The sequence below is a fragment of the Kitasatospora sp. NPDC048662 genome, assembly GCF_055587065.1.
In genome coordinates, this window is the sequence record NZ_JBVJHA010000001.1 from 481,887 (window position 1) to 506,454 (window position 24,568).

Here is a 24,568-nt window from a genome sequence, read left to right on the forward strand (position 1 = left end):
ACGGGGACTGCATCGAGGTCAACGACGCCCGACCCGGCACCGTCCGCGACTCCAAAGACCCCCACGGCCCCCAACTCCACTTCGCCCCGGGCGCCTGGGCAGCCTTCATCGCCGGGATCAAGCAGGACCGCTTCGGCCAGGCCTGATCACCACCGCCGGAGTGCCAAGGAGCCTGTGTACCGCCGAAGTTGGCGGGCACGGGCTCTTGACCTATCGACCGCCTCGCCTGTCGCTCTGCCGCCGGTACTGTCGAAACAGGAGAGCTGTTGCCATCTGCGGGGAGGGGTTGAGGATGGTGGAACGGACGATCGGTGCGGTGCTGTGCGATCTGGACGGGGTGCTGCGGATCTGGGCCGACCTGGCCGGGGTGGACGCGGCGTACGGTCTGCCGTCGGGCACCGTCGCGGGGGCGGCGTTCCGGGCGGGGCGGCTGTTGCCCGCCGTCACCGGGCAGGTCACCGACGAGCAGTGGCGGGCTGCCGTCGCGGGAGACCTGGCCGGGGTGTGCGGGTCGGTGGCGCGGGCGGGCGAGGTGGTCGCGGCGTGGGGGCGGCAGGCGTCCTGGGTGGATGCGGAGGTGTTGGGGCTGCTCGCCGAAGTGCGGCGTGGCGTGCCGGTGGTGCTGGTGTCCAACGGGACCACCCGGCTGGAGGCGGACCTGGCCGCGCTCGGGTTGGACGCCGCGTTCGACGCGGTGGTCAACACCGCGCGCCTGGGTGCCGCCAAGCCTGACGAGCGGGTCTATCTGGCAGCGGCCGAGCGGGCCCAAGTGCCGTTCACCGCATGCTTGTTCGTGGACGACAGCACCGGCAACACGGCCGCCGCCGAGGCCCTCGGGATGCACGGCCACCACTACCGGGGAGCGACCGGGCTGCGGGTGGCGCTGCGCGGTCACGGGCTGATTTGACCGAGGCGCGGAATTCCGGGCGGGCCCGGTTCGACGCGCGGCACGATCCGCCGGATGGCGATCTTTCAGGCGCGCGACGGAACGGCCCTGCACCACGAGCAACTCGGCGACGGCGCACCGCTGGTGGCGATCCCCGGCGGTCCGGGCGCGGACGCCCGCTACCTGGGCCGCCTCGGCGGTCTGGACGCGCAGCGGCGGCTGATCCGGCTCGACCCGCGCGGTAGCGGCCGCTCCGCCGAGCCCGCCGACCGGGCGAGCTGCGCGTTCGGCGAGCAGGTGAAGGACGTGGAGGCGCTGCGCGAGCACCTTGGGCTGGAGTCCTTCGACCTGCTCGGCCACTCCGCGGGCGCCCTCACCGCGCAGCGCTACGCCGCCGAATTCCCGTACCGGGTACGGTCCTTGGTGCTGGTGACGCCGGTCGGGCGGGGTGCCCGGGAGCCGGACGAGGCGGAGCCGGCGGCGATCCGGGCGGCCCGCGTCGATCAGCCCTGGTACGAGGACGCGGCTCGGGCGGCGGCACTGCCGGCCGCCGGGGAGGGCGATCCGGCGGAGCTGATGGCGCGCATCACCCCGTTCTTCCGGGGAGTTGGGACGATCGGGCGCGCGCGGAGGCGTTCGCTCCGGGGCTGGCGCCGGTCGCGCCGTGGATGCGGCGGCGTTCTACGCGGGTGCGGGTGGGGCCGCCCCGGTGAACGTGCCGGTGCTGGTGGTGGCGGGGCAGCTGGACGGGATGATCGGTACCGCTCCGGCCCGGCTGGCGGCCGCGCTCCATCCGGCGGCCCGGCTGGAGGTGCTGGAGGGCGTGGGGCACCGTCCCTGGGTCGAGACGCCCGCCGAATTCGCCCGGCTGGTGGGCGAGTTCCTGGGCTGAGGCGTCAACTGCCTTCCACCAGGCGGCGATAGTCGGGGGCCAGCAGCTCCGCCAGGTCGCGGCCGCGGACGGTCAGGCCGCTCGGGCCGAGGTGGTCGAGGGCCGGGTCCGGACGTTCGGTCGGCGCGTCGGGCGGGCGGAGCGTGAACTCGCCCTGCCAGAAGGCGTTCAGGCACTGGTCGAGGGGGCGGTCGGAGTCGCCGGGGCGGTCGGAGCCAGGGCTGTCGGTCACGGCGGTCACTCCCCCACGGCGTCGGCGGAGAGGGTGAGCAGTTCGCGCAGCTGCTCGGCGGGCAGTTCGGTCAGCCACTGTTCGCCGACGCCGACCACGGCGTCCGCCAACTCGCGCTTCGCCTGGAGGAGTTCGGCGATCCGCTCCTCCACGGTACCGACGCAGACCAGGCGGCGGACCTGGACCTCGCGGTGCTGGCCGATCCGGTGGGCGCGGTCGGTGGCCTGGTCCTCGACGGCGGGGTTCCACCAGCGGTCGAGGTGGATCACCTGGTTGGCGGCGGTCAGATTGAGGCCCGTCCCGCCGGCCTTCAGCGACAGCACGAACACCCCTGGCCCGTCCGGGGATTGAAAGCGATCGACGAGTTCCTGCCGGCGCGGCGCGGACAGCCCGCCGTGCAGGTGCAGCACCTGGGTGCCGAGCCGGCGGCGCAGGTGCGGCTGGAGCAGCGCGCCGAACTCGGCGTACTGGGTGAACACCAGCGTCCGGTCGCCTTCCGCCAGGGCCTCCCCCAGCAGCGCGACCAGCCGCTCGACCTTGCCCGAGCGGCCGCCCAACGGCGAGTGGTCGTACAGGAGTTGGGCGGGGTGGTTGCAGACCTGCTTGAGCCGGCCGAGGGCCGCCAGCACCGCGCCCTTGCGCTCCACCCCGCGCACCCCGTTCAGGCGGCGCAGCAGTTCGGCGACCACCGCCTGGTAGAGCCCGGCCTGTTCCGGCGTCAGGTTGCAGCGGACGGTGAACTCCTGTTTGGCGGGCAGCTGTTCACCGATCTCAGGGTCGCTCTTCAGGCGACGCAGCAGGAACGGGCCGGTGAGCCGCTGGAGTCGGGCGGCGACCGCCCGGTTGCCGGACTGCTCGACCGGGACGGCCCAACGCTCCTTGAACGACTCGGCGGTGCCGAACAGGCCGGGGTTGGCGAAGTCCAGGACGGCGTGCAGTTCGGCGAGGCGGTTCTCCACGGGCGTGCCGGTGAGCGCGATCCGCGGGCCGGAGCGCAGCGAGCGGATCGCCCGGGACTGCCGCGCCGAGCGGTTCTTGATGTGCTGGGCCTCGTCCGCGACCACCCGCCGCCAGCGGATCGCGCGCAGCGCCGCGGCGTCCCGCTGGAGCACCCCGTACGTGGTGATCACCAGGTCGGCGGCCGGGTCGGGGGCGGTGCGGTCGGGGCCGTGGTGCAGTTGCACGCGCAGGGCGGGCGCGAACCGGGCCGCCTCGCGCTGCCAGTTGCCGACCAGCGAGGTCGGGCAGACCAGCAGGACGGGGCCGCGGGCGCCGCGGGCGTGCTCCAGGGCCAGCAGGGCGAGCGTTTGCACGGTCTTGCCGAGGCCCATGTCGTCGGCCAGCACCGCGCCGAGCCCGAGTCGGCCGAGGGCGTCCAGCCAGGCCAACCCCCGTTCCTGGTACGGGCGCAGGGACCCCGCGAAGCCCGGCGGGGGCGGGGTGCGGTGAGCGCCGGGGAGACGGCCGAGGCGGCCGGCGAGCAGGTCGCCGAGCGGGCCGTCGGCGTGCACCACGGTGACCGGCAGGCCGTCCACCACCGCGTCGTCGTCCAGGGCGAGCCGCAGCAGCGTCGCGGCGTCCAGCTGCGGATCGTCCCGGCGGGCGGCCAGGAATCGCAGGGCGGCGGCGAGTTGAGCCGCGTCCACCTCCACCCACTGGCCGCGCAGCCGGACCAGGCCTTGCTGGGCACCGGCGAGCTCATCCAACTCCTCCTTGGTGAGCGGCTGTTCACCGACCGCGAGCTGCCAGCGGAAGTCCAGCACGGCATCCCGGTCGGCCTGCGCCGCACGCTTCACCGCACCGGACGCCGGGCCACTGTGCGCGGTGGCGGCCAGGCCGAGGCGCGGCCGGCGACGCCACCACGCGGGCAGCAGCACGCCGTACCCGGCGGCGGTCAGCAGCGGGGCGGTGTCCCGCAGGAACGCGAGCGCGCCGGCCCGGTCCAGATCGACGCCGGTGGGCCGGGTGCGGTGGAGCGCCGCGCGCAGGTCGGGGCAGAGCCGGGCGGCGCGATCGAGCTCCGCGAGGTACGCCTCCACCGGGTCGCCGAGACTGCGCGCCAGCGCGGCGAACGCCGGTCCGTCCGACCAGAGTTCGGCCGCCGGAAGCAGCAGCGAAGGCCGGTCCACGGGCCCGGCCAGCACGTCCAGGCGCCAGTTCTCGTCCGGGGCGGCACCGTCCGGATCGCCCGGCGCGGTACCCAGCGGCTCTGCCAGCCGGAACGCGAGGCGGACCTCACCGGCGGGCTCCGTTCCCGCGCTCCACGCCGCGAGCCTTGCCGCCGGCTCGGGGTCGGGCGGGGTGGGCAGGCGCGGGTCGGCGCTGCGGAGGGCGGCGAGCCAGGCCTCCGGGCCGGCGCCCAGCCGGGGCGGTGCGTCGGAGCCCAGCCGGGGCGGTGTCTCGGAGCCGAGCCGGGGCGGTGTCTCGGAGTTCAGTGCGGTGCGGGTCTCGTGGTCGGTGAGGGCGTCCAGGATGGTGGTGAACAGGGCCGTGCCGGTGCGTTCGACACCGTCCTCGGCGCGGGCGATCGGCGGGCACCCCGCCGCGAGGACGGCGGCCTCGCGCTGCGCCGGACCATCGGGCGCGGGACGCCAGCGCGCCGCCCACCCGCCTGCCTCCGCCACCAGCGCGGGCAGCACCCGGCCCCGCCCGACCAGCCGCCATGCCAGGTCGTGCACCGCCGTCAGCCATCGCAACGACGCCCCGTACGCGAGCTCAGCCGTCCGGCCTCCAGGCAGCTCGACGGTGGTCCCCGGCCAGTACGGGTCGAACAGCTCACCCAGCAGCTGCGCCGCCTCGGTCCGGTCGAACAGCAGCGCCGGCACCCGCCACGCCTGCAACGCCAGGCCCTTCGCGGTCGCCCCCACCGGCAGCTCCGGGGACGGCGTCGGACGCGAGCCCAGGGTCGGCAACCGCAGACTCACCCACCGCTCGGCACCCCGCTCCGCGAGGTACGCGGGCCCCGCGCCGGTGGCGGTGAGCAGCCCCGCCACCTCGCTCGCCGAGCACGCGTACGGGTGCCGCGCCCCCTGTACGGCCCGCCCCGTGAACGCCGCCGCATCCTCCGCCCACACCGCGAGCCGGCCATCGGCCCGCCACAGCGCGTGCAGGACGTACATCGGGACGGGGCCTCCGGAGACAGGAGTGGCTGGGCCTTCCACGATAGGTGTTGCGAGCACCCCCGGGAGCGGGTCACCCGGTTTTCCACCGCTCTCCACAGGCTGGGGAAAACCGAGGGATCCCTCCAGTTGGTTCAATCTTGGACTTCATGGTTGAAACTTGAACCAGACCGGGGTACGGTGAAGTCACCAACAAGTTGAAGCCTCAACAAAATGGCTTCGACCCTCGCAAAGGAGAGAAGCCATGGGCATCTTCAACCGCAGCAAGAACACCACCGCCACCGCCGCCCCGGTCGCCACCGTCCAGGGCCCGGACCTGGCCCACCTGACCGGCGACTACACGATCGACTCCACCCACTCGAAGATCGGCTTCGCGGTCCGGCACGCGATGGTCACCAACGTCCGCGGCGAGTTCACCGAGTACGAGGGCAAGCTGCACCTGGACGGCGCCAACCCGACCGCGTCCACCGCCGAGCTGGTGATCAAGGTCGCCTCGATCCACACCAACCAGGCCCAGCGCGACGAGCACCTGCGCACCGGCGACTTCTTCGACGCCACCACCTTCCCGGAGATCACCTTCAAGTCGACCTCCGCCGAGCAGATCGACGGCGACACCTACCGCATGCACGGCGACCTGACCATCAAGGGCACCAGCCGCCCGGTCGTCCTCGACCTGGAGTTCACCGGCGCGGCCACCGACCTGTACGGCGCCAACCGGGTCGGCTTCGAGGGCGGCACCACGGTGGACCGCACCACCTGGGGCCTGACCTACAACGCCGCGCTGGAGACCGGCGGCGTGCTGATCGGCGAGAAGGTCAAGCTGACCCTGGACATCTCCGCCGTGCGAGCCTCCTGAGACCGCCTGTCCCGGCCGCCCCGCGGCCCCCGGTACCGCCCCCGCCATCCCACTCGGCGGGGGCGCCGCCGTTTCGGCCGCGGCTCCAAGCACCTGCCCCAACCACCGCTTCGGCCGCCGTTCACCGGCGCAGTAGCGCGGCGTCCTCCGACGGCAGCCAGCTCCCCGGCGGCCCCTCCAACCACCCTTCCGCAGCGGCGAGTTCGGCCGCCGATTCGCGCAGCGCGGCCAGCCCGGGGTGGCCCGACCCGGGCCGGTGCACCAGGCCGACCAGGCTGAGCGGCATCGGATCGACCAGTGGCCGGGCCACCCCGCCGGGGATGTCCGGCCCGTCCGTGGTGGTGAGGATCGGGCTGCCGTGCCGGGTCAGGTAGCGGGCGAACTCGGCGGCACCGACCGGCGGGGTGCGGCCGGGTGCGGCGGCCAGGCCGTGCTCGGCGAGCAAGCGCAGGCCGAGGTCGGTCCACTCGGCAGTGTCCGGCTGCCCCGCGAACACGTCCACCGGGTGCCCGGCCAACGCGGCCAACGGCACGGCGGGCAGCGCGGCCAGTGGATGGCCGAGCGGCAGGAACACCGCCATCGGCTCCAGCCGCACCGGCGCGTGCGCCAGCCGGGAGCGTACGGCGGCCGGCAGTCCGGCGTACCGCCCGAACGAGGCGTCCAGCCGGTGCGCCGCCAACTCCCGTGCGGCAGCGGTGAGTCCACCGCAGTAGCGGGCCAGCAGCTCGGTCTCCGGGCGGCGCCGGCGAGCGGCGGCGAGAACACGCTCGGCGGTGAGTTCGCGGTCGCCGCCGGGGCTGTTGACGTCCACCAGCAGCGTCCGGGTGTCGCCGAGTGCGGTGATCTCGCCCTGGAGTTCCAGCAGTTGGCGGGCCTTCGGCAGCAGTGCCGCGCCCGTCTCGGTCAACTCGACACTGCGGGTGGACCGTTGGAACAGCGCGCAGCCGAGCTCCCGCTCCAGCGTCTGGACGTCCCGGCTGACGGCCTGCTGAGCCAGGTGCAAGTGCTCGGCCGCGCGGCCGAAGTGGAGGGTCTCGGCGACGGCGGCGAAGCTGCGCAGCAGGCGGGGGTGGACGTCACGTGGCACGGCGGGAGATTAACAACAGAAACCGGTCGATCGGGCGGATTAAGTGTTGGACGCCACCCCGGGCCCGACCCGAGGGTGGAACCATCTCCCCTTCTTCCCCCGGAGTTGTGCGTTGTCCCTGCCCCTCGCCCGCTACCGCCCGGTGTTCGCCGCGCCCGGCAGCCTCACGTTCACCCTGGCCGGTCTGCTCGGCCGGCTCGCCCTGGCGATGTACGGCGTCTCGATCGTGGTGCTGATCGCCGACCGCCGCGGCTCGTACGCGCTGGCCGGAGCGGTCTCCGCGGTCGGGGTGCTGGCCGGGGCGGCGCTGATGCCCCCGCTCGGACGACTGGTGGACCGGCTCGGACAGGCCCGGGTCGCCGTCCCCGCCGTCCTCGCCACCGCCCTGCCGACGGGCGCGCTGCTGCTGTGCGTCCGCTCCGGCGCGCCCGACTGGACGCTCTTCCTCTGCTGGGCGCTGTCCGGCACCAGCCCCAACCTCGGCGGCATGGCCCGGGCCCGCTGGGCGCACCTGCACCGCGCCGACGCAACCGTGCTGCACCGGGCCAACGCGCTCGAACAATCACTGGACGAGCTGTGCTTCATGGCCGGACCGGTCCTCGGCATGGCGCTGTGCACGACGCTCGCCCCCGAGGCCGGACTGCTCGCCGCCTGGGCCCTGGGCACCACCGGCACCCTGCTGTTCGCCGCCCAGCGCGGCACCGAGCCACCACTCGCCACGCCCGCCCAACACGCCTCCGCCGCACGGGGGTTGCTCCGCACCCCGGGCTTCCCGGCGCTGCTGGCCGGGTTCCTCGCGGCGGGCGTGCTGTTCGGATCACTGGAGGTCACCTCCCTCGCGTACACCGACGCGCTCGGCCGGCAGTCGGCGGGCGGCGTACTGCTGGCGCTGGTCGCGGCCGGGTCCTGCGCCTCCGGGCTGGCGTTCGGCGCGATCCGGCCGCGACGACCGGCTCCGGTACGGCTCGCGTTCGGCACGGGCGCGATGGCCGTGCTGATGCTGCTCCCGCTGGCGGCCGGCCGGGCCGGGGCGGGCGTGGCGGTCCTGGGCGCGGCACTGCTGGCCGCCGGCTCGGGCACCGCGCCCACCATGATCACCGGAATGACGATGGTTCAGGACCTCCTCCCCGCACACCGCCTGAACGAGGCCATGGCGCTGGCCGTCTCCGCGATCCTGATCGGCATCTCCGCCGGCGCGACCCTCGGCGGCTCCGTCGCCCAGCACACCTCCCCCGGCACCGGCTACCTGCTGCCCCTCGCCGCAGCCGTCCTCGCCCTGCTGGCCGCCCTCCCGGCCGCCCTCCGCAAGCCCTGACCGGGCACGAAAGCCGGCGGGCGCGAAAGCAGGTGGGTGCGAAAACAGGGGCGCGGGGAACTGCGCGAAGCGGAAGGGAAGGCACCCAACCGCAAGATCGCGACGCAGGACAATGACCTGCACTTGATCGCGACCTTGCGGACGGGCCTGCGCCTGTCGCGCAGTTCTCCCCCAGCCCTGGCGGGCCGGGAGGTGCCCCCACGCGCCCCCGGTTTCGCGCCCGCCTGCTTCACCGCCAGCCGTACTCGTACTCCGCCAGCACCGTCCCGTCCGGGAAGTGCGCCGTGCCGCGGCCGACGCGGCGGGCGCCGTGGCGTTCGTAGAAGCGGATCGCGCGGCGGTTGGCGGCCAGCACGTCGAGGCGGACGGGCCGGTCCGGGTGGCGGGCGAGCGCGGCGTGCAGCAGGCGGGTGCCGAGGCCGGCGCCGGTGCGGTCGGGGCGGACGTGCAGCTGTTCCAGGCGGACGACGGCGCCGTCGGGCACCAGGTAGGCGAAGCCGGCGAGGGTGCCGTCCGGGTCCTCGGCGAGCAGCAGGGTGGGGGTGTCGGCGGGCGGTCCGTAGTCCGCGCTCAACCGCAGTTCCCACAGCAGTTGTTGTGAGCTGTCGGCGGCGAGCGCCGCGTCCGGGACGAGTCCGGCGTAGGCGCTGCGGCGGCTGGCGGTCAGCAGGGCGGCGACGGCGGCGGCGTCGGGTGCGCCGCCTTCGCGCAGGGTGGCGGGCATGTCACCAGCCTTCCACACCGCGAGGGTTGAACGCGTTCAGCCGGTGCCCTACAGTCGTCCCGAACAGTTTTGAACGCGTTCGAAACTACGTTCCCCGGCCGTGGAGGGGATGGCCGGGTCGGAGATGGCGCGCCCGGTGCCGGGGGGCACCGGGGCTGCCTGTCGGGCGGCATTTCGCCCTCCCGGTCCGGAGTTGTCCCGGTCCGGGCTAGGCTCGGTTCCACAGGCTGACTGGTCCACAGGCGACTGGGGCGAAGCGAACGGCAGGCGGGGCGAAGGTGCCAGAGAACGACCGGGAACGGCCCCAGCGGGGCCCCGTTGAGTCGGACGACGTGGCGAGCGCGAGCGACCGGAACGAGCCGGGCACCGCTGCGCCCGCCGGCGAACTCGCGGGCGGCCGGGCCCAGCCGAAGACCGACAAGAGCGAGGCCACCCGGGCCCTGATCCTGGAGACCGCGATGCGGATGTTCCAGGAGCGCGGCTACGAGAAGACCACGATGCGGGCGATCGCCGCCGAGGCGGGCGTCTCGGTCGGCAACGCCTACTACTACTTCTCCGCAAAGGAATTCCTGATCCAGGGGTTCTACGACCGGATGACGTACGACCACGCCGCCGACGCCCGCCGGCGGATGGCCGGCACCAAGGACTTCGCCGAGCGGCTGGAGATCGCCCTGACCTCCTGGCTGGACACGGCCGCCCCGTACCACGAGTTCTCCGCGCAGTTCTTCCGCACCGCCGCCGATCCGACCAGCTCGCTCAGCCCGTTCTCCAACGAGTCGCACCCGGCCCGGGCCACCGCGGTGGAGCTGTTCCGCGAGGTCCTGCAGGGCTCCGAACTCGCCCCCAAGCTGGACGCCGAGCTGGTCGAACTCCTGCCCGACGTCCTGTGGTTGCACCTGATGGTCGTCGTCCTCTACTGGGTCTTCGACCGCACCGAGGACACCGAGCGCACCCGGGAGTTCGTCCGCCGGTCCACCCCCATGGCGGCCCGGGTGATCAACCTGTCGCGCTATCGGATATTCCGACCGATCGTCCGGGACGCCAAGGGGCTCATTCAGGACTTCATCCTGCCCACCATAGGAAAGACCGCCGTCAAGCAGCCACCCACTGCCTGAGGCGCCGTCAGAAGCTGTCGGGGTTCCAGGGAGTGCGGGCGGGACGGAGCAGGGTGTCGGCCCGGCCGGCGGCTCCGGGGGTGAGTTCGGTGAGCAGCGCGGCGGCGGCCAGCCGGGTGGCGGTGTCGGCGCCCAGGTAGAGGGTGCCGAGGGCGCCGACGCCGAGCGCGAGGTCCGCCGCGCCCTCGGTGGGGGTGATCCGGCCGGTGCCGTCGGCGGCGGTCTCCAGCGCCCAGCGGCCGGCCGTCCAGCCCTCGGGGTCGGTGACCTCCAGCACCAGGCGGCCGGGGGCGGTGTACTGGCGGGCGGCGAACGCGGCGGGCAGGTCGAGCAGGCGCAGCCAGGTGAAGTCGGCGTCGTCCTCGTGCGGGCGGGCGGCGCGCGGGTCGTTCAGCAGCAGCGGCAGCGGGTCGTCGGGCCGCAGGGTGGGGACGACCACGTGGCGCACCCAGTCGACGGAGAACGCGTACGCCCACAGCGCGTTGGCGGTCTGCTGGTCGAGGGCCAGGAAGTCCCGGACGTTCAGCGGGCAGTCGGGGTAGGCGCCGTCGAACCTCTCGTCCACGGTGTAGTTGATCAGGCCGGTGACGGTGCCGTCGGCGGTGCGGTGGAGGGCGGTGAAGCCCTCCTTCCAGTCGAAGCCGGGCAGCTCGATGTCTCCGGTGCGCAGCCGCCACCAGTGCTCCGGGCGGCCGATCGCGCCGGGCTGGGTGAGCCGCCAGCGCTCGTACAGCTCGGGGCCGAGCTTGCGGACCTCCTCCAGCGTGACGAAGTCGATCCGGTGCCCGTCGTGGACGGGCAGATCCTTCCGCAGGCCCGAGGCGCGCAGCACGTCCACCCGCCAGCCGGTGCTGCGGGTGGCGGGGCCGAAGCCGAAGCGGCCGTAGATGTTGTACTCGGCGGCGATCAGGATCGCGGCGGACAGGCCGCGCTCGCGGGCGGCGGCGAGGTCGTGGCGCATCATGCCGCTGAGCAGGCCGCGCCGGCGATGGGTGGAGCCGACGGTGACGGCGGTGACCGCGTCCACCGCCAGCCGGGCGCCGCCGGGGACGGTCAGTTCGGTGTCGAAGCTGCGGAAGGTGGCCACGCAGCGCGGCCCGTCCGGCGTCGGGTCGGTGTGGTCGAACGCCGCCTGCATCCTCCCCGGCTCGAACAGGACCTCCCGCCACTCCGCCGCCGGGGCGACGTGCGGACGCATGAAGCCGCGGGCTATCGCCCGGTCCCACACGGCGAGTTCGTCACGGGTGATCGGCCGGATCTCGATGCCCTGGTCAGTGCGGTGCGGTGCGTCGTTGCCCATCGGGCCACGGTACGGCGGGCCCCGAACCGCGTCATCCGGTTTTCCGGCCGCGCCGACGATGCGTCAGAGGCCGTCCGCGGCGCCCGGAACAATGCCGTCATGACTCTGCTGCCCGTCACCGCGCCCGCCTCGCTGATCCGGCTCCACGGCCTCGACCCCGAGGCGCACGACTGGAAGCTGAAGGCCGAGCACGCGGTGGCGACCCCGGCGGGCGAGACCTACGTCCTCGCCGTCCTGTGGCGGAACGCCACGTACCCGCCGGACGCCGCCGCCCCGCGCTTCGTCCAGCGGATGATCACCCGGTACGACGCCGCCGGGACGCCCGTCGCCACCGCCCTGCTGGACGAGCGGTCGTACGGCAGTGTGCGGACGGTCGACTGGGGCAGTGACGCGAACCTGGCGGTGCTCCCGGACGGACCCCTGATACTCGGCACCAGGCCCGGCAGCACCCACCTGTTCTCCCCCGAGCTGGACGAGGTGCGGGCCGCCTGGCCGGCCCGGCGGGACACGGCGGCGGGCGACCCGTTCGCCTCGTCGATCGCGGTCACACCCGGCGGGCGGCTGCTGTGCATGACCGCCGAGCACAAGGTGAACCACTGGGCCGGCCTGATCCTGAACCTGGTCGCCGTCACCGAGCCCGGCGACCTGCCCGCCCCCGGGCACAAGCCGCACCTGCGCGCCATCGCGACGCTGGACGCCCGGACGCACCGTCAGACCGACGCCGACGCCCAGCCGCACGTGCGGTACCAGGACGCGCCGGTGGTGGGCGCCAACCGGCCCTCGCCCTCGCTGACCGAGGCGCTCACCGAGCTCACCGGCACCCACCGCTCGCTCCACGGCTACGTGGACTCGTTCATGAGCCGCCCCTCGGCACTCGCCGAGGACCTGTTCGTCGTCCCGGTCTTCGGCCACACCTTCCGCTCCGGCAGCCGCGGCCAGGAGTTCAGCTTCGCGCTGGTCGACGACGAGGGCACCGTCCGGGGCCGGCTCGGCGGCCTGCATCTGTACCACGACAGCCCGTTCACCGGCTTCGACCTCACCGTCGCCGCCGACCCGCACCGCGCCCGCGCCTTCCACCTCAACCGCTACGGCCTGTACGCCTGGAGCGCCGACGGCACCCTCCGAGCCCGCCTGTCCACCGCCGACAGACCGTTCAAGCCCCTGGTCCACTTCACCCTGCTCGACTGCACCCCCGCCGGCGAACTCCTGCTCGCCCACCGCAAGCAGCACCTGCTGCTCCGCGTCCCCGTCCCCACCGACCTGACCGGCCTCCCCATCGCCGTGGAGACCGCCCTGGCCGGTCTCGCCCGCGCCCGCAACGCGCTCAAGAAGACGTACGCGCCGGTCAATTGGCTCTGGACGGACGGGACGGCCCCGGTGCACCGGCTGTAGGTTCCATTCGTGATCTTCGTTCGGTGTCGGAATGAGCTGGGCCGATGAGACGCTTCCCAGCGATCTTGCGTGGGTTTTGACCCATCGTCTTTGCGCTTTCCTCGCCGGCAAGGTGGTCGGGCCGCGCCTGGGTACTCGTTGAAGTGCCCAGGCAGGTACCGAACATCGCGCTCATCCTGGTGACTCTCAGGTGGCAGGTCTGCTGAGGCACCGAGAGCTGGCGACGCAACTGGCCGACCCTCGCAGCGCACGCTTCTCGCGGGGACGAGACAACCTGTCGCCTCGCTGTATCCAGTGCTGCGAGCGGGAAGGTTCACCGGGCCGGAACAGCAGCCTGCCGTCGTGAGAGAGCCAGTCTTCGCCGCTCGCGGTCGAGGTCGATGACGACGACCGAGACTGCGTCGCCGACCTGGATCACGTCCTCTGGTGTCTTCACGGGCGTCCATGCGAGTTCGTCGAGGTGGACCAGTCCCTCGATCCCGTCGGCCACCTGGACGAAAGCGCCGAATGGAATCAGCTTGGTGACGATTCCGCGCAATGTCTGACCCACTGCATGACCGTCAGCGAAGACCTGGAAGGGGTCCGGCTGCATCGCTCGCAAGGACAGCCGGGCCTCTCCGTTCCAGGTGTCGAACTGAAGGAACTTGCAAGAGACGTGCTCCCCGACCTGCACGATGTCCGATGCTGCTCCGAAACGGCTCCAGGAGAGTTCGGGGATCGTGATGAATCCGACGCCGGGGAAGACCGGGTGGTCAGGGCCGTCGTCCAGCGCCACGAACACGCCGAACGGCTCGATGGCCGCGATCGTGCCGGAGAGGATCTCGCCACGGTCGAGTCGGTTCAGAAACGTCCAGAGTTCCGGGTTCTCGGTGGCGGCCAGTGACAGCCGGACGTGGCCTTCTTCCAGGTCGACGGCGAGCACTTCGGCAGTGATCCGCTGACCGACCTGCACGGCTTCGGCCCGAGGCCGTCCCCAAGGCAGGTCGAGCGGCCGGATGGAACCCAGCGGTTTGGCGGTGAGTCCGTCCAACGTCATCGCCACCCCGTGAGAACGGGTGATCTCGGTTGCCACCCCGCTGCAGAGGTCGCCTACGTGGATCGTTGACAGAAAGCTCCGTATGGCTTGATCGTCCGACGCTTCATCCATGACGGCGGCCTTTCACGGGGGCAGTACGTCGGCTTGAAAATTCGCTCTACCCGGAGGCTTGAGGGGAAACTACCCCGAACCGCGGCTCTTCTCGATGCGGATGCGGGTTCGCGAGCCTTGCCACTCACGGCGGCACTGTCGCCCGGTGCCGCAATAATCCGTGCATGCTGATGATGAGTGCTGGGGCAGGGACGCCCTTCCGACGGACGACGAAGCCACAGATGAGTGCGGCGATAGCCAACCTGCAACCGGGTCGTGCGGTCGTCGTGGAGCGCTCTGACGGCCAGGCTCCTGGTGACTGGTACGTGCAGGTGCTCATGCGGCAGGACAATACGTTCCAGATGGAGTACCGGGACGGGACACCCAGCCAGCACTATCAGACGCGGACGGTGTCGCGCGAGAAGGTTGTGGACGCCGTGCTCGGCTGGGCGAAGAACGGTCCGACCTGGAAGGACGCGTTCATGTGGAACAACACCGGCTCCTACTTCGAGTAGGGAACGACGAGCTCATCCGTCCGTTCGCGATCGGGCACGTTCGCGCGTGCGCCGACGAATCGGCCAACGGGCGGTCTCGTGAAGGATCGCCTCTCGTCCGGCTGGGGTGACTCGGAAGTAGGTACGGCGGCGTCCGGGGCTGCGGCCTGGGGTGGCTCTGGAATTCCATGACTCGTCGTCCTCGACTCGGTTGGTGATCCAACCTGCCGCCTGTAGGCGGTGGAGTTGTTCGTAGATGTTTCCGGGTCGCGCTTGAGCCGGCCGATGACGAGCGCGCCGTAGCATTCCTCGTCGCTGTGGGTCATGAGGTCCTTGAGCAGAGCGAGCATCGCGGCGGTGATCCGGAGCCGGCACCGATAACCGCCTCGGCCAGTTCCGGGTCGATCATCGCATCGTGGCGGTAGCCGGCCAGGAAGCGCACGTTCTCCAGCAACACCGGTCGGCTGAGGACCACACCTCGAAGTCCCAGCCCCGAGCGTGGGCCAAGCGCTCAGTCCACGCGAACTGCCTGGCCACCTTCGGATCGGAGGCGGTACGCGGCCTTCACGTCCACGACGGCCACCGAGCCGTCCGCACGGCCGAGCAGCAGATCAGGAACATGCCGACGTGTACGGCAGCATGGCGCGACCATCTCCCGCCCGACGGACCGGGACGGGGCAAACCGGCTTCAGGTCACCCGTGATGGTGAAGAATCGAGGAATCGGTAGGCACGCCTGTCGAACCGCCCACTCATCACCCCATTGATCTTGCGCACGCGCAAGGTGGGCGCAGATTCAGTGGGAAAGCGCAAGGAGAAGTGGGAACCTACACGGCTCTGAGCGGGCCGTCAGGGGCGGGCGTAGAAGTCGGGGCGGCCCATGATCCAGAGGCTGGCCTGTTTGATCGCGGTGCCGGGGCGGGGGGCCTCGATCATCTGGTCGTCGCCGAGGTAGATGGCGACGTGGTAGATGTCGGCGGCCCGGCCGGTCCTGGTCCAGAAGATCAGGTCGCCGGGGCGGAGCCGGTCGTAGGTGACGGGGGTGGACTCGGCGTACTGGTCGGCGGCGAAGTGGGTGAGGTTCTTGCCGCCCCGGCGCCAGGCCATCATGGTCAGGCCGGAGCAGTCGTAGCCCTGCGGGCCTTCGCCGCCCCAGATGTAGGGCAGGCCGATGACGGAGCGGGCGAAGGCGAGGGCGGCCTCGGCGCCCTCGGCGGACCAGGGCTGTTCGCGTTCCGGGGCGGGGTGGAGCCGGGCGTGGTCGGCGGCGGCGCGTTCGAGTTCGGCGCGGCGGGCGGCTTCCTCGGCCTCGCGGCGGGCGATCTCCTCCAGCGCGTCCTGGCGTTGGCGTTCGAGGTCGACGCTGGTGTCGCGGGCGGCGGCGAGTTCGGCGAGCAGGGTGTCCTGGCGCCGGCCGATCTCGGTGACTTGGCGCTGCTGGTCGGTGAGCCGCTGCTGGGCGGCGTCCTTGACGGTGCGGACGGTGTCGGCGGCGGTGCGGGCGGCGCCCTCGGCGCGGCGGGCGTCGGCGGCGGCGCGGGCGGCGGCCTTGGCGGTGCTGGTGGCGTCGTCGAGGATCTGCCGGGTCTGGGCGCCGGCCACCCCGACCGCGGTGGCCTGGGCGGACAGCTCGCCCGGGCCTTGGGAGCCCAGCAGGGCGTCCAGTGCGGCGAGTTGCGGGGAGGCGCCCTGCCGGTACATCTCGGCGGCCAGCCCGGCGGCCCGGTTGGCGGCCCGGGCGCGGGCGGCCTCGGCGGTGGCGGCGCGGGCGGCGGCGGCCTTCGCGGCCTGCTGGGCCTTGGCGAGCCGGGCGAGGGCGCCGTTGTACGCCTCGACGGCCTGTTCGGCGGCCTGCCCGATCCGGTCGAGTTCGGTGCGGGCGGCGGCGAGCCGGGCTTCGAGGGCGGTGGCGTCGGCGGCCTTGGTGTCGGCCTCGGCCTTGGCCCGGGCGACCTCCTCGGCGGACGGGTACGCCTCGTCGCCGGGCGGGTCGTCGGCGGGCCGGACGGCGGGGACGGGGGCGGCGGGGGCGCTCGCGGCGGGCAGCAGGGTGAGCAGTGCGGCGGTGGTGAGGAGGAGGGCGGGGAGGAGCCTGCGGGGCATGAGGGTCCTTCCTCGGCGCGTTCTGGTGATCGGCCAAAGGAATCGACCGAATGTCCCATCACGTGACAATCCGGTCACGCACCGTCAGATTCTCAGACCTGGCGGAACGTCAACGCCACCGCAATGCGGCCACCCGGGTGAGATGTCCGATTGTCGGAACCGGTGGTGGCGCGAAGGGAACGGGTCGCTCACGAACCCTACCGGCCGGTGGCCCGCGGGTCCCCGATCCGGCAGCGTCAGCGCGCCCGCTGCGGCGGCTTGCCCGTCACGGTGGTGCGCGGCCGCCCGGCCCGGACGGTGCGGCGGCGGCGCTGGGAGCGGGCCCGGCGGGCCGGGTCGGTGGTCGGGGCGGGGGCCCGCCGCCCGCCGATCGGCCGCGGCAGGTCGCGGTGCGCCAGCGCCCGGGCGGCCATCCGCTCGGCCACCGCGTGCGCCTTGGGGTGCCCGGCCGGCACCTTGTCGGGCGCCCCGGCGATCAGGTCGAACAGCCAGGTGCGCGCCCGGTCCGTGCGGGCGTGCAGCCGCCGTTCGCGCCGGTTCGCCCGGGCCATCCGCCGGGGGCGGTCGGCGTAGCGCCAGCGCGCCCACGGGCTGGACGGGCGGGCCAGCCGGACCGCGCCGATCCAGGACAGGCCGGGCACCATGATGCCGAGCAGCCCCGTCCACACCTTGCCCTTGAGCAGCGCGACCAGGCTCATCAGCGCGTTGCCGCCGATCACCGCGACCACGCCCCACCGGGTGCTCTGCCCGGGCACCAGGCCGAGCGGCACGTACCCGGTGAGCAGCAGCGCGGTGATCAGGATGCCGAGGATCACCGCGTCCACCGACTTGCGGCCCTGTTCGCTCCAGTACACGTCGTCCAGGTGCAGGATCAGCGCGAACTCGTCCAGCACCAGGCCGCAGCCGATGCCGAAGGACAGGCCGAACCAGTCGATCCACGGGTGGCCGCCGCCGGTGGCGAACACGCCGATGCCGCCGAGCAGCAGGAAACCCAGGCCGAACACCATGTGGTGGATGTGCAGCCCGCCGGGGGTGATGTTGCCGGGCCACCAGCGGACCTGGGCGCGGATCATCCGGGTGCTGAAGCGGATGCACACGAAGGAGGTGATGAACCCGACCAGCAGCAGGAACAGCGGCTGCTTGTGGGCCTCCACGATGTGCTGGTGGTAGCCGTCGAGCAGTGCACTGAGCATCGGGTGGTGCCTTCGGGTCGGTTCGGGCGGCCGGGCCTGCGGCGGGTCAGAAGCCGCGGGTGCGTTTCGCGGCCCGGCGCGGGATCAGCAGGTGCGGGGCGTCGCGGTCGCTGGCGCCCGGGTTCTTCAGGAACAGCCGGGCCACCTCGCCACCGAGGTTCACGCCGATGGCCAGCGCCATCGCGAGCGCCACGGCCCGGCTGGCGGACACCAGCCCGTTCGAGGGGTGGCCCTGGGCGAAGGCCAGCATGCCCAGGTACAGCGCCGAACCGGGCATCAGCGGTCCCATCGCGGCGGTCACGTACGGCAGCGCGGAGGACGCCTGGTAGCGGGCCAGCAGCTGGCCGAACAGGCCGACCAGACCGGCGGCCAGGCCGGTCGCGACGATCGCCGAGATCCCGGCGTTGTAGACCAGCACCCCGTACGTGGACCAGCCGATACCGGCGTTCAGCACCACCATCGGCAGCGAACGCCGGTCGGTCTGCAACAGCATCGCGAAGGCCAGCGCCAGCACCATCGCGGCGATCAGCTGGACGGGCGGGGAGGCGCTGGTGCCGCCGATGGACTCGTCGGGCCGCAGCTTGGCGTTGTAGTTGACGCCGATGTACAGCACCAGCATCACGCCGATGACGATGCCCGCGACCAGGTACACCACCTCCAGCAGCCGGGCGGCGGCGGTGATGTAGAAGCCGGTCAGGCCGTCCTGCACGGCGGCGACCATGGCCCGCCCCGGCAGCAGCGCGAACAGCCCACCGGTGATCACCACCGAGCCGCGCAGGTGCAGCTCGTTGAAGGAGAGCAGGATGCCGCAGAGCGCGGCGGGCATCGCGGCGATCACGAACTGGTAGAACTCCGGCAGCCCCCGGCGGGCGACGAACGAGGCCAGCCGGTCGCCGACCACGGCGGCGACGAACGCGGCCCCGAACACCAGCCAGGCCTTGCCGTCGATCTTCCCGCCGACCAGGAAGGACGCCGCCCCGGCCAGCAGCCCGGTGGCCAGCGACAGCAGCCAGACCGGGTACGGGTGCCGGTTGCGGCGGATCCCCGCGAGGCGCCGGTAGGCGTCGTTGACGGTGACCTTCTCCGCCGTGATGTCGGCGACCAGCTCGTACACGGCGGCCAGCCGGGTGTAGTCGGAGGTGCGGCGGCGCACCACCCGGTCCGCGGTGACCGGCGGGTCGATCAGCGAGGGCTGGTGGGAGATCGAGATCAGGGTGAAGGTGACCTGCGGTTCGCAGTGGTCGAGCCGGTAGGCGTGCGCGATGCCGAGCATCGCGGCCTCCACGTCCTCGGCGGCCTCGCCGCTGGCCAGCAGCAGCTCACCGATCCGCAGCGACAGGTCCAGCACCCGGGGCACGTTGCGCTGGGCCTGCGCCCCGGCGGCCGGGTGCAGCTCGCGCGGGGTGCGCTCGAACGCCGGCCGCTCGGCCATGGGGGTGCGCAGCAGGGTCCGCATCCGGTCCGGCCAGGGGGCGTCGCCGGGGGCACCCTTGTGCAGCTCGGTCAGGTCCAGGCCGTACGCGGGGGTGTACCCGGCGGCGTTCCACTCCTCGGGCGTGAGCGTGTCCTGGGCGAGCGGGTTGCGGGCCCGGACGGCCTCGGCGGTCTCCTGGGCGGCACTGCGCCCGAGCAACCCCTCGGTCTGTATGGGCTCCGGCGCGTGCGGCACACTGACGGGCCGTTCAATGGGCGGCGCGTCCGGCCCGAGCAGCCCTTCGGTGGGCGGCGCCTCCTGCGCCGGTGCGCCCTCCGGCTCGCGTTCGGACACGGCTTCCTCCGCCACCCCGGCAGCCGCCCGGTCGGGCTGCCTACTGGCTCCAACCTTGCCCGATGGCCCCCGCCGGTGCGAACAAGGGGTACCCACTCCCGCCGGGCCGAGCTGGAACGACCTCAGAATCCCGAGGTGTCCAGAGCCAGCCCGAACGGCTCCGGCAGCCGGACCGGCGTGCCGAACGGATGCGGGCCGTCCACCACCGCGTAGCCCAGGTCGTGGGGCTCGGCGAACAGGGTGCACTCGCGGCTCTGCCGGTCGGCGAGCAGGTACAGCGGCGCGCCGTACTGGGCGTAGCGCTTGCGCTTGGTGACGCGGTCGGTGTCGCCGTCGGACTCGGAGCAGTTCCCACCGTACCGGTCCCGGCCGGCAGCCCGGCTCGTTCCAGGGGCAGCGCTGTGCCCGCCCGCGCTCCGGGGGACCGGACCGCGGGCGGGCGGCGGCTGGGCTGTCTACAGGTCGTAGTCGTCGACGATCTTGCGGTGCCGGTCGAGGTCGGCGCCGGCGGCTTCGGCGAGGGCGGGCCAGGCGAGGGGGCGGGGCCAGTGGGCGGTGAGGTCGGTGAGGAGGGTGTCGGCGTCCTTGGCGGAGGCGGTGGGCGGGACGCCGAGGGCGGCGTAGATGCCGGGCAGGGTCTCGCCGTCCTGGTGCGGGTCGGTGATCCGGTAGTGGTCGCCGCTGTAGGCCCAGACCGCGTATCCGGCCTCCTGGAGGGCGCCGCGCAGGGTGTACCAGGTGTCCTCGTCGGGGCGGGCGCCGTCGATCCAGTAGGTGGTGAAGCCGGCCGGGTCGAGCAGGGTGAGGTGTTCGAAGACCGGGTGCCAGTCGTCCTCCGCGCCGGGTTCGGGGTGGTCGTTGAGGACGGCGGGGGCGAACACCACCACATCGCCGTGGTTGAGCTCGTGCTCGTCGCCGAGCACCGGCAACACCCGGGCGGTGGCCGGGCCGGTGCGCAGGGCGGGCAGGTCGACGGTGGTGCCGTTGTGACGGGGGGCGCGCAGTTCGATCAGCTGCCACTCCTCGTCGACCGGGCCGCTGTCGGTGTCGAACTCGATGCCGAGGCGGGCACCGGCGACGCGGACGGCCGGCCAGTCGCGGTTGGCGGTGGCGGCGGTGATCAGGTGCCACAGGTCGGGGGTCTGGACGGTGCGGTGCTCCTGGTCCTCGCCGGCCTCGGCGGGGTCGAGGGCGTGTTCCAGCAGTTCCTGGTAGAGCCGCTGGGCCTCGGCGTGGTCGCCGCGCCGGGTGGCGGCGGTGGCGGCGAGGCGGCGGGTGTTGAGGGCGTCCGGTTCGTGGGCGAGGACGGCGGCGCACTGTTCGCCGACCTCGGCCCAGCGGCCCTGCGCGGCGGCCCAGCGGGCGCGCAGCCAGTGCGCGTTGGCGGGGTCGGCGGAGAGCCGGTCGGCGAGCCGGTCGATGCCGTCGCCGTCCTCGGCGTCGATCAGCAGCTGGCCGAGCATGCCGGTGAGGTAGTCGCTGTCGGGGTCGAGTTCGAGCTGGGCCCAGAGCAGTTCGGTGACGGCCCGGGTGTGGCCGAGGGCGCCGAGCGCGCCGGCCAGGTTGAGCACCAGGACGGTGTCGGGCGCGGCCTCGCCGGCGAGGGCGGCGGCCAGCAGGTCGGCGCCGGTCTCCGGTTCGGGGCGGTGCTCGGCCAGCCACTGCGGCAACTCGTCGGCGGGTACGGGCAGTTCGGGGTGGGGCAGGGCTTCGGCGGCGGCCCGCAGAACGGCGACCTGCTCGGCGACGCCGTCGGTGCGGCGCAGTTGGCCGAGCTTGCGGGTGCCGGTGCGGGCCAGGGTCAGGGCGACCTCGCGGGCGCCGCGGGCGAGGGCGAGCCGGCCGGCCGTCAGTACCAGGTTGAGGCAGGGGCGGTGGGAGCCGGCGGCGTCGAGTTCGCCGGCCCAGCCGGCCAGCCGGGCGCCGAGGGCGGCGTCGTTGGGGAACTCCCCTGCGGCGGTGAGCAGTTCGACGGCGGCACTCCAGCGGTGCCGGATGTCGGGGTAGCGGTCGGCCTCTTCGGCGTCGGGCAGCAGTTCGAGGGCGGGGCCGGTGCGGCCGAGGGCGGCGAACTGCAGGGCGCGGCCGACGGCGAGCTTGCGGCGGTCGTCGTCGTCGAGGCGGTGCCCGGCGGCGACGTAGGCGTGTTCGGCGGTGTCGTACGCGTCGAGGGCGTCCTGGTGCCGGCCGAGCCGGTGCAGGGCGGAGGCCCGGCTGTGCGCGAAGGACAGCGAGACCTGTTCGCCGGCGGCCTGGATCCGGGTCTGCGCGCGGTCGAGGTGGCCGAGGGCGTCGGCGGGGCGGCCGTCGTCCTCCAGGGTGTCGGCGTACTCGCGGGACAGGCAGTCGAAGCAGGCCCGGGCGGGTTCGACCCGTTCCAGGGTCTCTTCCAGTACGGCGAGCCGCTCGGGCACGTAGCCGGGGCCGTCGATGTTGGCGTGGCAGATGGTGAAGTCCTGGACGGCACACACCGACTGCGGGCAGGAGGCGGTCTCCTCGCGGTGCGCGAACTCCAGCAGCGACACCGCCTCGGACATCGCGGCCTCGCCCTGGTAGCGCTTGTTGAGCAGGTTCTGCAGCCGCCAGTGGCGCAGGAAGACCTCCACCCAGGGCAGGCCGAGGGCCCGGGCCGAGGCCAGCGCCTCGGGGTACATCGCGTCGAGCTGCTCGTTGCGGCCCTCGACGGCGTGGCCGGCGATCTCGGCGAGCGCGTCGGCGAGCCGGTGCTGCCCGGATTCGGCGAGCTGCCGGTGGGTGTCGTGCACCCAGGACCAGATGTCGGTGGTCATCGTTCCTCGTCCCCCTGCGGAGTGTCTGCGGAGATGGTGTCGGGCACCACCGACAGGCCGTCGGCGGGGAGGTCGGCGGTGAGCGCGGCGACCGCCGTGGAGATGCCGCCGAGGGCGGCGGTCAGGTCGCCGCCGGCCGAGCCGGAGGCCGCCGCCATGATCACCTTCAGCGAGCGCAGCAGCGCGGCGGCGGTGGCCGCCCCGGTGTGCCCGGCCCGGTAGGCGGCCAGCAGGTCGTGCACGGCGGGCGAGGCCAGGTTGAGGTAGAGCCGGGCCTTGACGGTGCCGTCGGTGCGCGCGGTGAACGCCCGGGCCAGGCGCAGCGCGGCGGACGGGATGCGGGCGTCGGCCTGGTCGTCCTCGATCCGGGCCTTGAGCTCGGCCTCGCGGTCGGGCACCAGCACCAGCGGCAGCCCGGGCGGGTCGAAGCGGGCCGGGACGAGCTGTTCGCCGTCGTCGGTGAGGGCGGCGCTCAGCCAGGCGTGCTGTTCGGCGGGCAGCGGCAGGTCGGGGGCGCGGAACAGTTCGCGGTTGCCGCTCTCGCTGCCGAGTTCGACGATCCGGCAGTCCCGCAGCTGGGCGTAGCGGCGTAGGAACGGCAGTACCGCGTACCGGTCGCCGCGGGCGATCGGCACCTGCATGGCGCGGTACAGCATCTCCTCGAAGCCGCCGCCGCTGCCGAGGGCGACGTGCACGGCGCCGGAGCCGGCGGCGCGCAGGGCGCCGGCGGTGAGTTCGCCCTGCGAGGTGGGGACGGGGACGTCGTCGGCGAGCAGGGTGAACAGCCGGTCGTCGCAGAGGGCGGCGCCGAGCAGTTCCTGGCCGTGCCGGGCGAGGATCCGCCGCCAGGCGGCGGGGTGCAGCCGGGCGGTCTCGTACAGGCCGTCGACGATGGCGTCGGTGAGGGCCTGCTGGAGGGCCCGGTAGTGCTCGTCGCGCTGCAGGTCCTCGCGGCTGGCGGTGGGGGTGAGCCGGGTGGACTCGACCACGCCGCCGATGAAGCCGGCCCAGCTGGGCAGCAGGTCGCGGGCGTCGTCGGCGAGCAGCATGCCGCGCAGGTACACGGCGAGGTCGCGGTTGTCGGTGGAGCCGTACGTCCCGCCGTCCTGCACCCAGAGCAGACCGACGGCGTCGGTGCGCTCGTCGGCGGGCTGGACGGGGAACGCGGTCAGCGGTTCGAAGCTGCGGGCGAAGGCGGTGGCGAAGCGCATCCGGTGCAGGTAGGGCGAGCCGGGCAGGTCCTGCCGCCAGGGCACCGCGACGTTGTTGACGGCCTCCTCGTCCTCGCCGACGTACACCTCGATGGGCAGCAGCACGCAGTACCGGCCGAGGACTTCGCGCAGCGCCTCCTGGTCGGCGAGGTGGGCGTGTTCGGGTTTGAGCCGCAGGGTCACCACGGTGCCGGGCGCGGGGCGGGGTGCGGCGGGCTCGACGCTGTACTGCTCGCCGCCGCGGCTGCGGTAGGTGTGCGCGAGGTGCGCCTCGCGGTGCGAGGCGGTGGTGACGGTCACCTCCTCGGCGACCGAGAACGCCGACAGGAAGCCCAGTCCGAACGCCCCGATGAGTTCCTGGTTGCCCGTCAGGTCGCGCAGCATCCGGGTGTAGCCGGTGCCGACGGTGGCCAGGTAGGCGTGGATCTCCGGTTCGGTGAGCCCGGCCCCGTTGTCCTCGATCGCCACCGTCCGGGCCGCCGGGTCGCCGGTCACCCGGATCAGTGGCCGGTAGGTGCTCTCCGGGTCCTCCAGCTTGCGCCGGGTGTGCGAGTCGTGGGCGTTCTGCACCAGTTCGCGCAGCGCCACCAGTGGCGTCGAGTAGAGGTGCGTGGCGAGCACGCCCACCAGGCCGCCGAGGTCGACCTCCGTGGTGCGGAGATTCTCCGACTTCTCGGACGCGGGAAATTCGACGCCACTTCCGTCGGCGCCGGAAGCGGGGGGAAGGCCATCAGACATGAGGCCCCAGTGTGCCAGTACGACAATCAGGCGACCAGCGTTTTCGGATTTCCTGGATTTCTGTCGATACTCGGTCAACTCCCGGCCGGGGCACGGGCGATCACCCCGGATCGCACCAACCCGCCGAAATCGCAAGCCATTTACCAGCACCGGGGAAACGGGTGGCCCCCCGTCGTCACGAGTTTCGCAGCAGTTTGCAGGGAGACCACCCCACTGCCAATTCCCGGGCG

Annotated in this window: 20 protein-coding genes and 2 pseudogenes; 9 read left to right on the forward strand and 13 right to left on the reverse strand. The window is 73.2% G+C overall.

Going from position 1 to position 24,568, the window contains the following annotated elements:
• Positions 1-11 precede the first annotated feature (11 nt).
• The 4 genes and pseudogenes from ACZ6R9_RS02275 to ACZ6R9_RS02290 all read left to right on the forward strand — a co-directional run bounded on the left by ACZ6R9_RS02275 (position 12) and on the right by ACZ6R9_RS02290 (position 1,778).
• Positions 12-146 carry a DUF397 domain-containing protein gene (locus tag ACZ6R9_RS02275; RefSeq protein ID WP_465536788.1) on the forward strand — a complete coding sequence of 45 codons (135 nt, stop codon included), beginning with the start codon at positions 12-14 and terminating at the stop codon, positions 144-146.
• A 146-nt stretch (positions 147-292) separates the two neighbouring features.
• On the forward strand, positions 293-907 hold the full coding sequence (locus ACZ6R9_RS02280) for an HAD-IA family hydrolase (RefSeq protein ID WP_465535931.1): 615 nt from the start codon (positions 293-295) through the stop codon (positions 905-907).
• A 54-nt stretch (positions 908-961) separates the two neighbouring features.
• A pseudogene (locus ACZ6R9_RS02285) lies at positions 962-1,408 on the forward strand (alpha/beta fold hydrolase); the annotation flags it as partial.
• A 142-nt stretch (positions 1,409-1,550) separates the two neighbouring features.
• Positions 1,551-1,778 (forward strand): alpha/beta fold hydrolase, encoded by a 228-nt coding sequence (locus ACZ6R9_RS02290; protein WP_465536824.1) that lies wholly within the window; start codon positions 1,551-1,553, stop codon positions 1,776-1,778.
• A 4-nt stretch (positions 1,779-1,782) separates the two neighbouring features.
• Here the strand turns inward: ACZ6R9_RS02290 and ACZ6R9_RS02295 are convergent, their stop codons facing one another.
• Positions 1,783-2,010, reverse strand: coding sequence for a hypothetical protein (locus tag ACZ6R9_RS02295; protein WP_380484152.1), 228 nt, complete (start codon positions 2,008-2,010; stop codon positions 1,783-1,785).
• A gap of 5 nt (positions 2,011-2,015) precedes the next feature.
• The gene (locus tag ACZ6R9_RS02300; RefSeq protein ID WP_465535933.1) at positions 2,016-5,129 is read right to left on the reverse strand and encodes a DEAD/DEAH box helicase; all 3,114 of its coding nucleotides are present in this window, start codon (positions 5,127-5,129) and stop codon (positions 2,016-2,018) included.
• 244 nt (positions 5,130-5,373) lie between these two features.
• On the opposite strand from ACZ6R9_RS02300, the gene ACZ6R9_RS02305 reads away from it, so the two are divergent.
• Positions 5,374-5,985 (forward strand): YceI family protein, encoded by a 612-nt coding sequence (locus tag ACZ6R9_RS02305; protein WP_380484148.1) that lies wholly within the window; start codon positions 5,374-5,376, stop codon positions 5,983-5,985.
• Positions 5,986-6,106: 121 nt separating this feature from the next.
• Here the strand turns inward: ACZ6R9_RS02305 and ACZ6R9_RS02310 are convergent, their stop codons facing one another.
• Positions 6,107-7,072 carry a LysR family transcriptional regulator gene (locus ACZ6R9_RS02310; protein ID WP_465535935.1) on the reverse strand — a complete coding sequence of 322 codons (966 nt, stop codon included), beginning with the start codon at positions 7,070-7,072 and terminating at the stop codon, positions 6,107-6,109.
• A gap of 112 nt (positions 7,073-7,184) precedes the next feature.
• Here ACZ6R9_RS02310 and ACZ6R9_RS02315 point away from each other — a divergent pair, with 112 nt between their 5' ends.
• On the forward strand, positions 7,185-8,387 hold the full coding sequence (locus tag ACZ6R9_RS02315; protein ID WP_465535937.1) for an MFS transporter: 1,203 nt from the start codon (positions 7,185-7,187) through the stop codon (positions 8,385-8,387).
• 229 nt (positions 8,388-8,616) lie between these two features.
• Here the strand turns inward: ACZ6R9_RS02315 and ACZ6R9_RS02320 are convergent, their stop codons facing one another.
• Positions 8,617-9,111 carry a GNAT family N-acetyltransferase gene (locus ACZ6R9_RS02320; RefSeq protein ID WP_465535939.1) on the reverse strand — a complete coding sequence of 165 codons (495 nt, stop codon included), beginning with the start codon at positions 9,109-9,111 and terminating at the stop codon, positions 8,617-8,619.
• A 332-nt stretch (positions 9,112-9,443) separates the two neighbouring features.
• On the opposite strand from ACZ6R9_RS02320, the gene ACZ6R9_RS02325 reads away from it, so the two are divergent.
• Positions 9,444-10,226: a TetR/AcrR family transcriptional regulator gene (locus ACZ6R9_RS02325; RefSeq protein WP_380488865.1), complete on the forward strand. Its 783-nt coding sequence runs from the start codon at positions 9,444-9,446 to the stop codon at positions 10,224-10,226.
• A 7-nt stretch (positions 10,227-10,233) separates the two neighbouring features.
• On the opposite strand, the gene ACZ6R9_RS02330 is transcribed toward ACZ6R9_RS02325, so the two are convergent.
• The gene (locus ACZ6R9_RS02330; RefSeq protein WP_465535942.1) at positions 10,234-11,526 is read right to left on the reverse strand and encodes a GNAT family N-acetyltransferase; all 1,293 of its coding nucleotides are present in this window, start codon (positions 11,524-11,526) and stop codon (positions 10,234-10,236) included.
• A gap of 99 nt (positions 11,527-11,625) precedes the next feature.
• Here ACZ6R9_RS02330 and ACZ6R9_RS02335 point away from each other — a divergent pair, with 99 nt between their 5' ends.
• Positions 11,626-12,918: a hypothetical protein gene (locus ACZ6R9_RS02335; protein ID WP_465535944.1), complete on the forward strand. Its 1,293-nt coding sequence runs from the start codon at positions 11,626-11,628 to the stop codon at positions 12,916-12,918.
• A 313-nt stretch (positions 12,919-13,231) separates the two neighbouring features.
• Here ACZ6R9_RS02335 and ACZ6R9_RS02340 read toward each other — a convergent pair whose 3' ends face one another.
• On the reverse strand, positions 13,232-14,065 hold the full coding sequence (locus tag ACZ6R9_RS02340) for a S1 RNA-binding domain-containing protein (RefSeq protein WP_465535946.1): 834 nt from the start codon (positions 14,063-14,065) through the stop codon (positions 13,232-13,234).
• 164 nt (positions 14,066-14,229) lie between these two features.
• On the opposite strand from ACZ6R9_RS02340, the gene ACZ6R9_RS02345 reads away from it, so the two are divergent.
• Positions 14,230-14,559: a hypothetical protein gene (locus tag ACZ6R9_RS02345; protein WP_465535948.1), complete on the forward strand. Its 330-nt coding sequence runs from the start codon at positions 14,230-14,232 to the stop codon at positions 14,557-14,559.
• A gap of 12 nt (positions 14,560-14,571) precedes the next feature.
• Here the strand turns inward: ACZ6R9_RS02345 and ACZ6R9_RS02350 are convergent, their stop codons facing one another.
• The 7 genes and pseudogenes from ACZ6R9_RS02350 to ACZ6R9_RS02380 all read right to left on the reverse strand — a co-directional run bounded on the left by ACZ6R9_RS02350 (position 14,572) and on the right by ACZ6R9_RS02380 (position 24,338).
• Positions 14,572-14,844: a PadR family transcriptional regulator gene (locus ACZ6R9_RS02350; protein ID WP_465535950.1), complete on the reverse strand. Its 273-nt coding sequence runs from the start codon at positions 14,842-14,844 to the stop codon at positions 14,572-14,574.
• Between the two features lie 541 nt (positions 14,845-15,385).
• Complete coding sequence (locus ACZ6R9_RS02355) at positions 15,386-16,639, reverse strand: C40 family peptidase (protein WP_465535952.1); 1,254 nt, start codon at positions 16,637-16,639, stop codon at positions 15,386-15,388.
• A 236-nt stretch (positions 16,640-16,875) separates the two neighbouring features.
• Positions 16,876-17,832, reverse strand: coding sequence for a hypothetical protein (locus ACZ6R9_RS02360; protein WP_380488869.1), 957 nt, complete (start codon positions 17,830-17,832; stop codon positions 16,876-16,878).
• Positions 17,833-17,878: 46 nt separating this feature from the next.
• Positions 17,879-19,600, reverse strand: coding sequence for a threonine/serine exporter family protein (locus tag ACZ6R9_RS02365; protein ID WP_380488871.1), 1,722 nt, complete (start codon positions 19,598-19,600; stop codon positions 17,879-17,881).
• A gap of 122 nt (positions 19,601-19,722) precedes the next feature.
• Positions 19,723-19,944: pseudogene (locus tag ACZ6R9_RS02370) on the reverse strand (Uma2 family endonuclease); the annotation flags it as partial.
• Between the two features lie 111 nt (positions 19,945-20,055).
• Positions 20,056-22,389, reverse strand: coding sequence for a hypothetical protein (locus ACZ6R9_RS02375; protein WP_465535955.1), 2,334 nt, complete (start codon positions 22,387-22,389; stop codon positions 20,056-20,058).
• Positions 22,386-24,338: an ATP-binding protein gene (locus tag ACZ6R9_RS02380; RefSeq protein ID WP_465535957.1), complete on the reverse strand. Its 1,953-nt coding sequence runs from the start codon at positions 24,336-24,338 to the stop codon at positions 22,386-22,388. The genes ACZ6R9_RS02375 and ACZ6R9_RS02380 overlap by 4 nt, the downstream gene beginning before the upstream one ends.
• Positions 24,339-24,568 lie beyond the last annotated feature (230 nt).

Bases quoted from the DNA above. Each gene is read 5' to 3' on its own strand.
- ACZ6R9_RS02345 (WP_465535948.1), top strand. From the start codon at position 14,230: ATGCTGATGATGAGTGCTGGGGCAGGGACGCCCTTCCGACGGACGACG.
- ACZ6R9_RS02375 (WP_465535955.1), bottom strand. From the start codon at position 22,389: ATGACCACCGACATCTGGTCCTGGGTGCACGACACCCACCGGCAGCTC.
- ACZ6R9_RS02320 (WP_465535939.1), bottom strand. From the start codon at position 9,111: ATGCCCGCCACCCTGCGCGAAGGCGGCGCACCCGACGCCGCCGCCGTC.
- ACZ6R9_RS02305 (WP_380484148.1), top strand. From the start codon at position 5,374: ATGGGCATCTTCAACCGCAGCAAGAACACCACCGCCACCGCCGCCCCG.
- ACZ6R9_RS02300 (WP_465535933.1), bottom strand. From the start codon at position 5,129: ATGTACGTCCTGCACGCGCTGTGGCGGGCCGATGGCCGGCTCGCGGTG.
- ACZ6R9_RS02355 (WP_465535952.1), bottom strand. From the start codon at position 16,639: ATGCCCCGCAGGCTCCTCCCCGCCCTCCTCCTCACCACCGCCGCACTG.
- ACZ6R9_RS02380 (WP_465535957.1), bottom strand. From the start codon at position 24,338: ATGTCTGATGGCCTTCCCCCCGCTTCCGGCGCCGACGGAAGTGGCGTC.
- ACZ6R9_RS02330 (WP_465535942.1), bottom strand. From the start codon at position 11,526: ATGGGCAACGACGCACCGCACCGCACTGACCAGGGCATCGAGATCCGG.
- ACZ6R9_RS02280 (WP_465535931.1), top strand. From the start codon at position 293: ATGGTGGAACGGACGATCGGTGCGGTGCTGTGCGATCTGGACGGGGTG.
- ACZ6R9_RS02360 (WP_380488869.1), bottom strand. From the start codon at position 17,832: ATGCTCAGTGCACTGCTCGACGGCTACCACCAGCACATCGTGGAGGCC.
- ACZ6R9_RS02335 (WP_465535944.1), top strand. From the start codon at position 11,626: ATGACTCTGCTGCCCGTCACCGCGCCCGCCTCGCTGATCCGGCTCCAC.
- ACZ6R9_RS02340 (WP_465535946.1), bottom strand. From the start codon at position 14,065: ATGGATGAAGCGTCGGACGATCAAGCCATACGGAGCTTTCTGTCAACG.
- ACZ6R9_RS02350 (WP_465535950.1), bottom strand. From the start codon at position 14,844: ATGCTACGGCGCGCTCGTCATCGGCCGGCTCAAGCGCGACCCGGAAAC.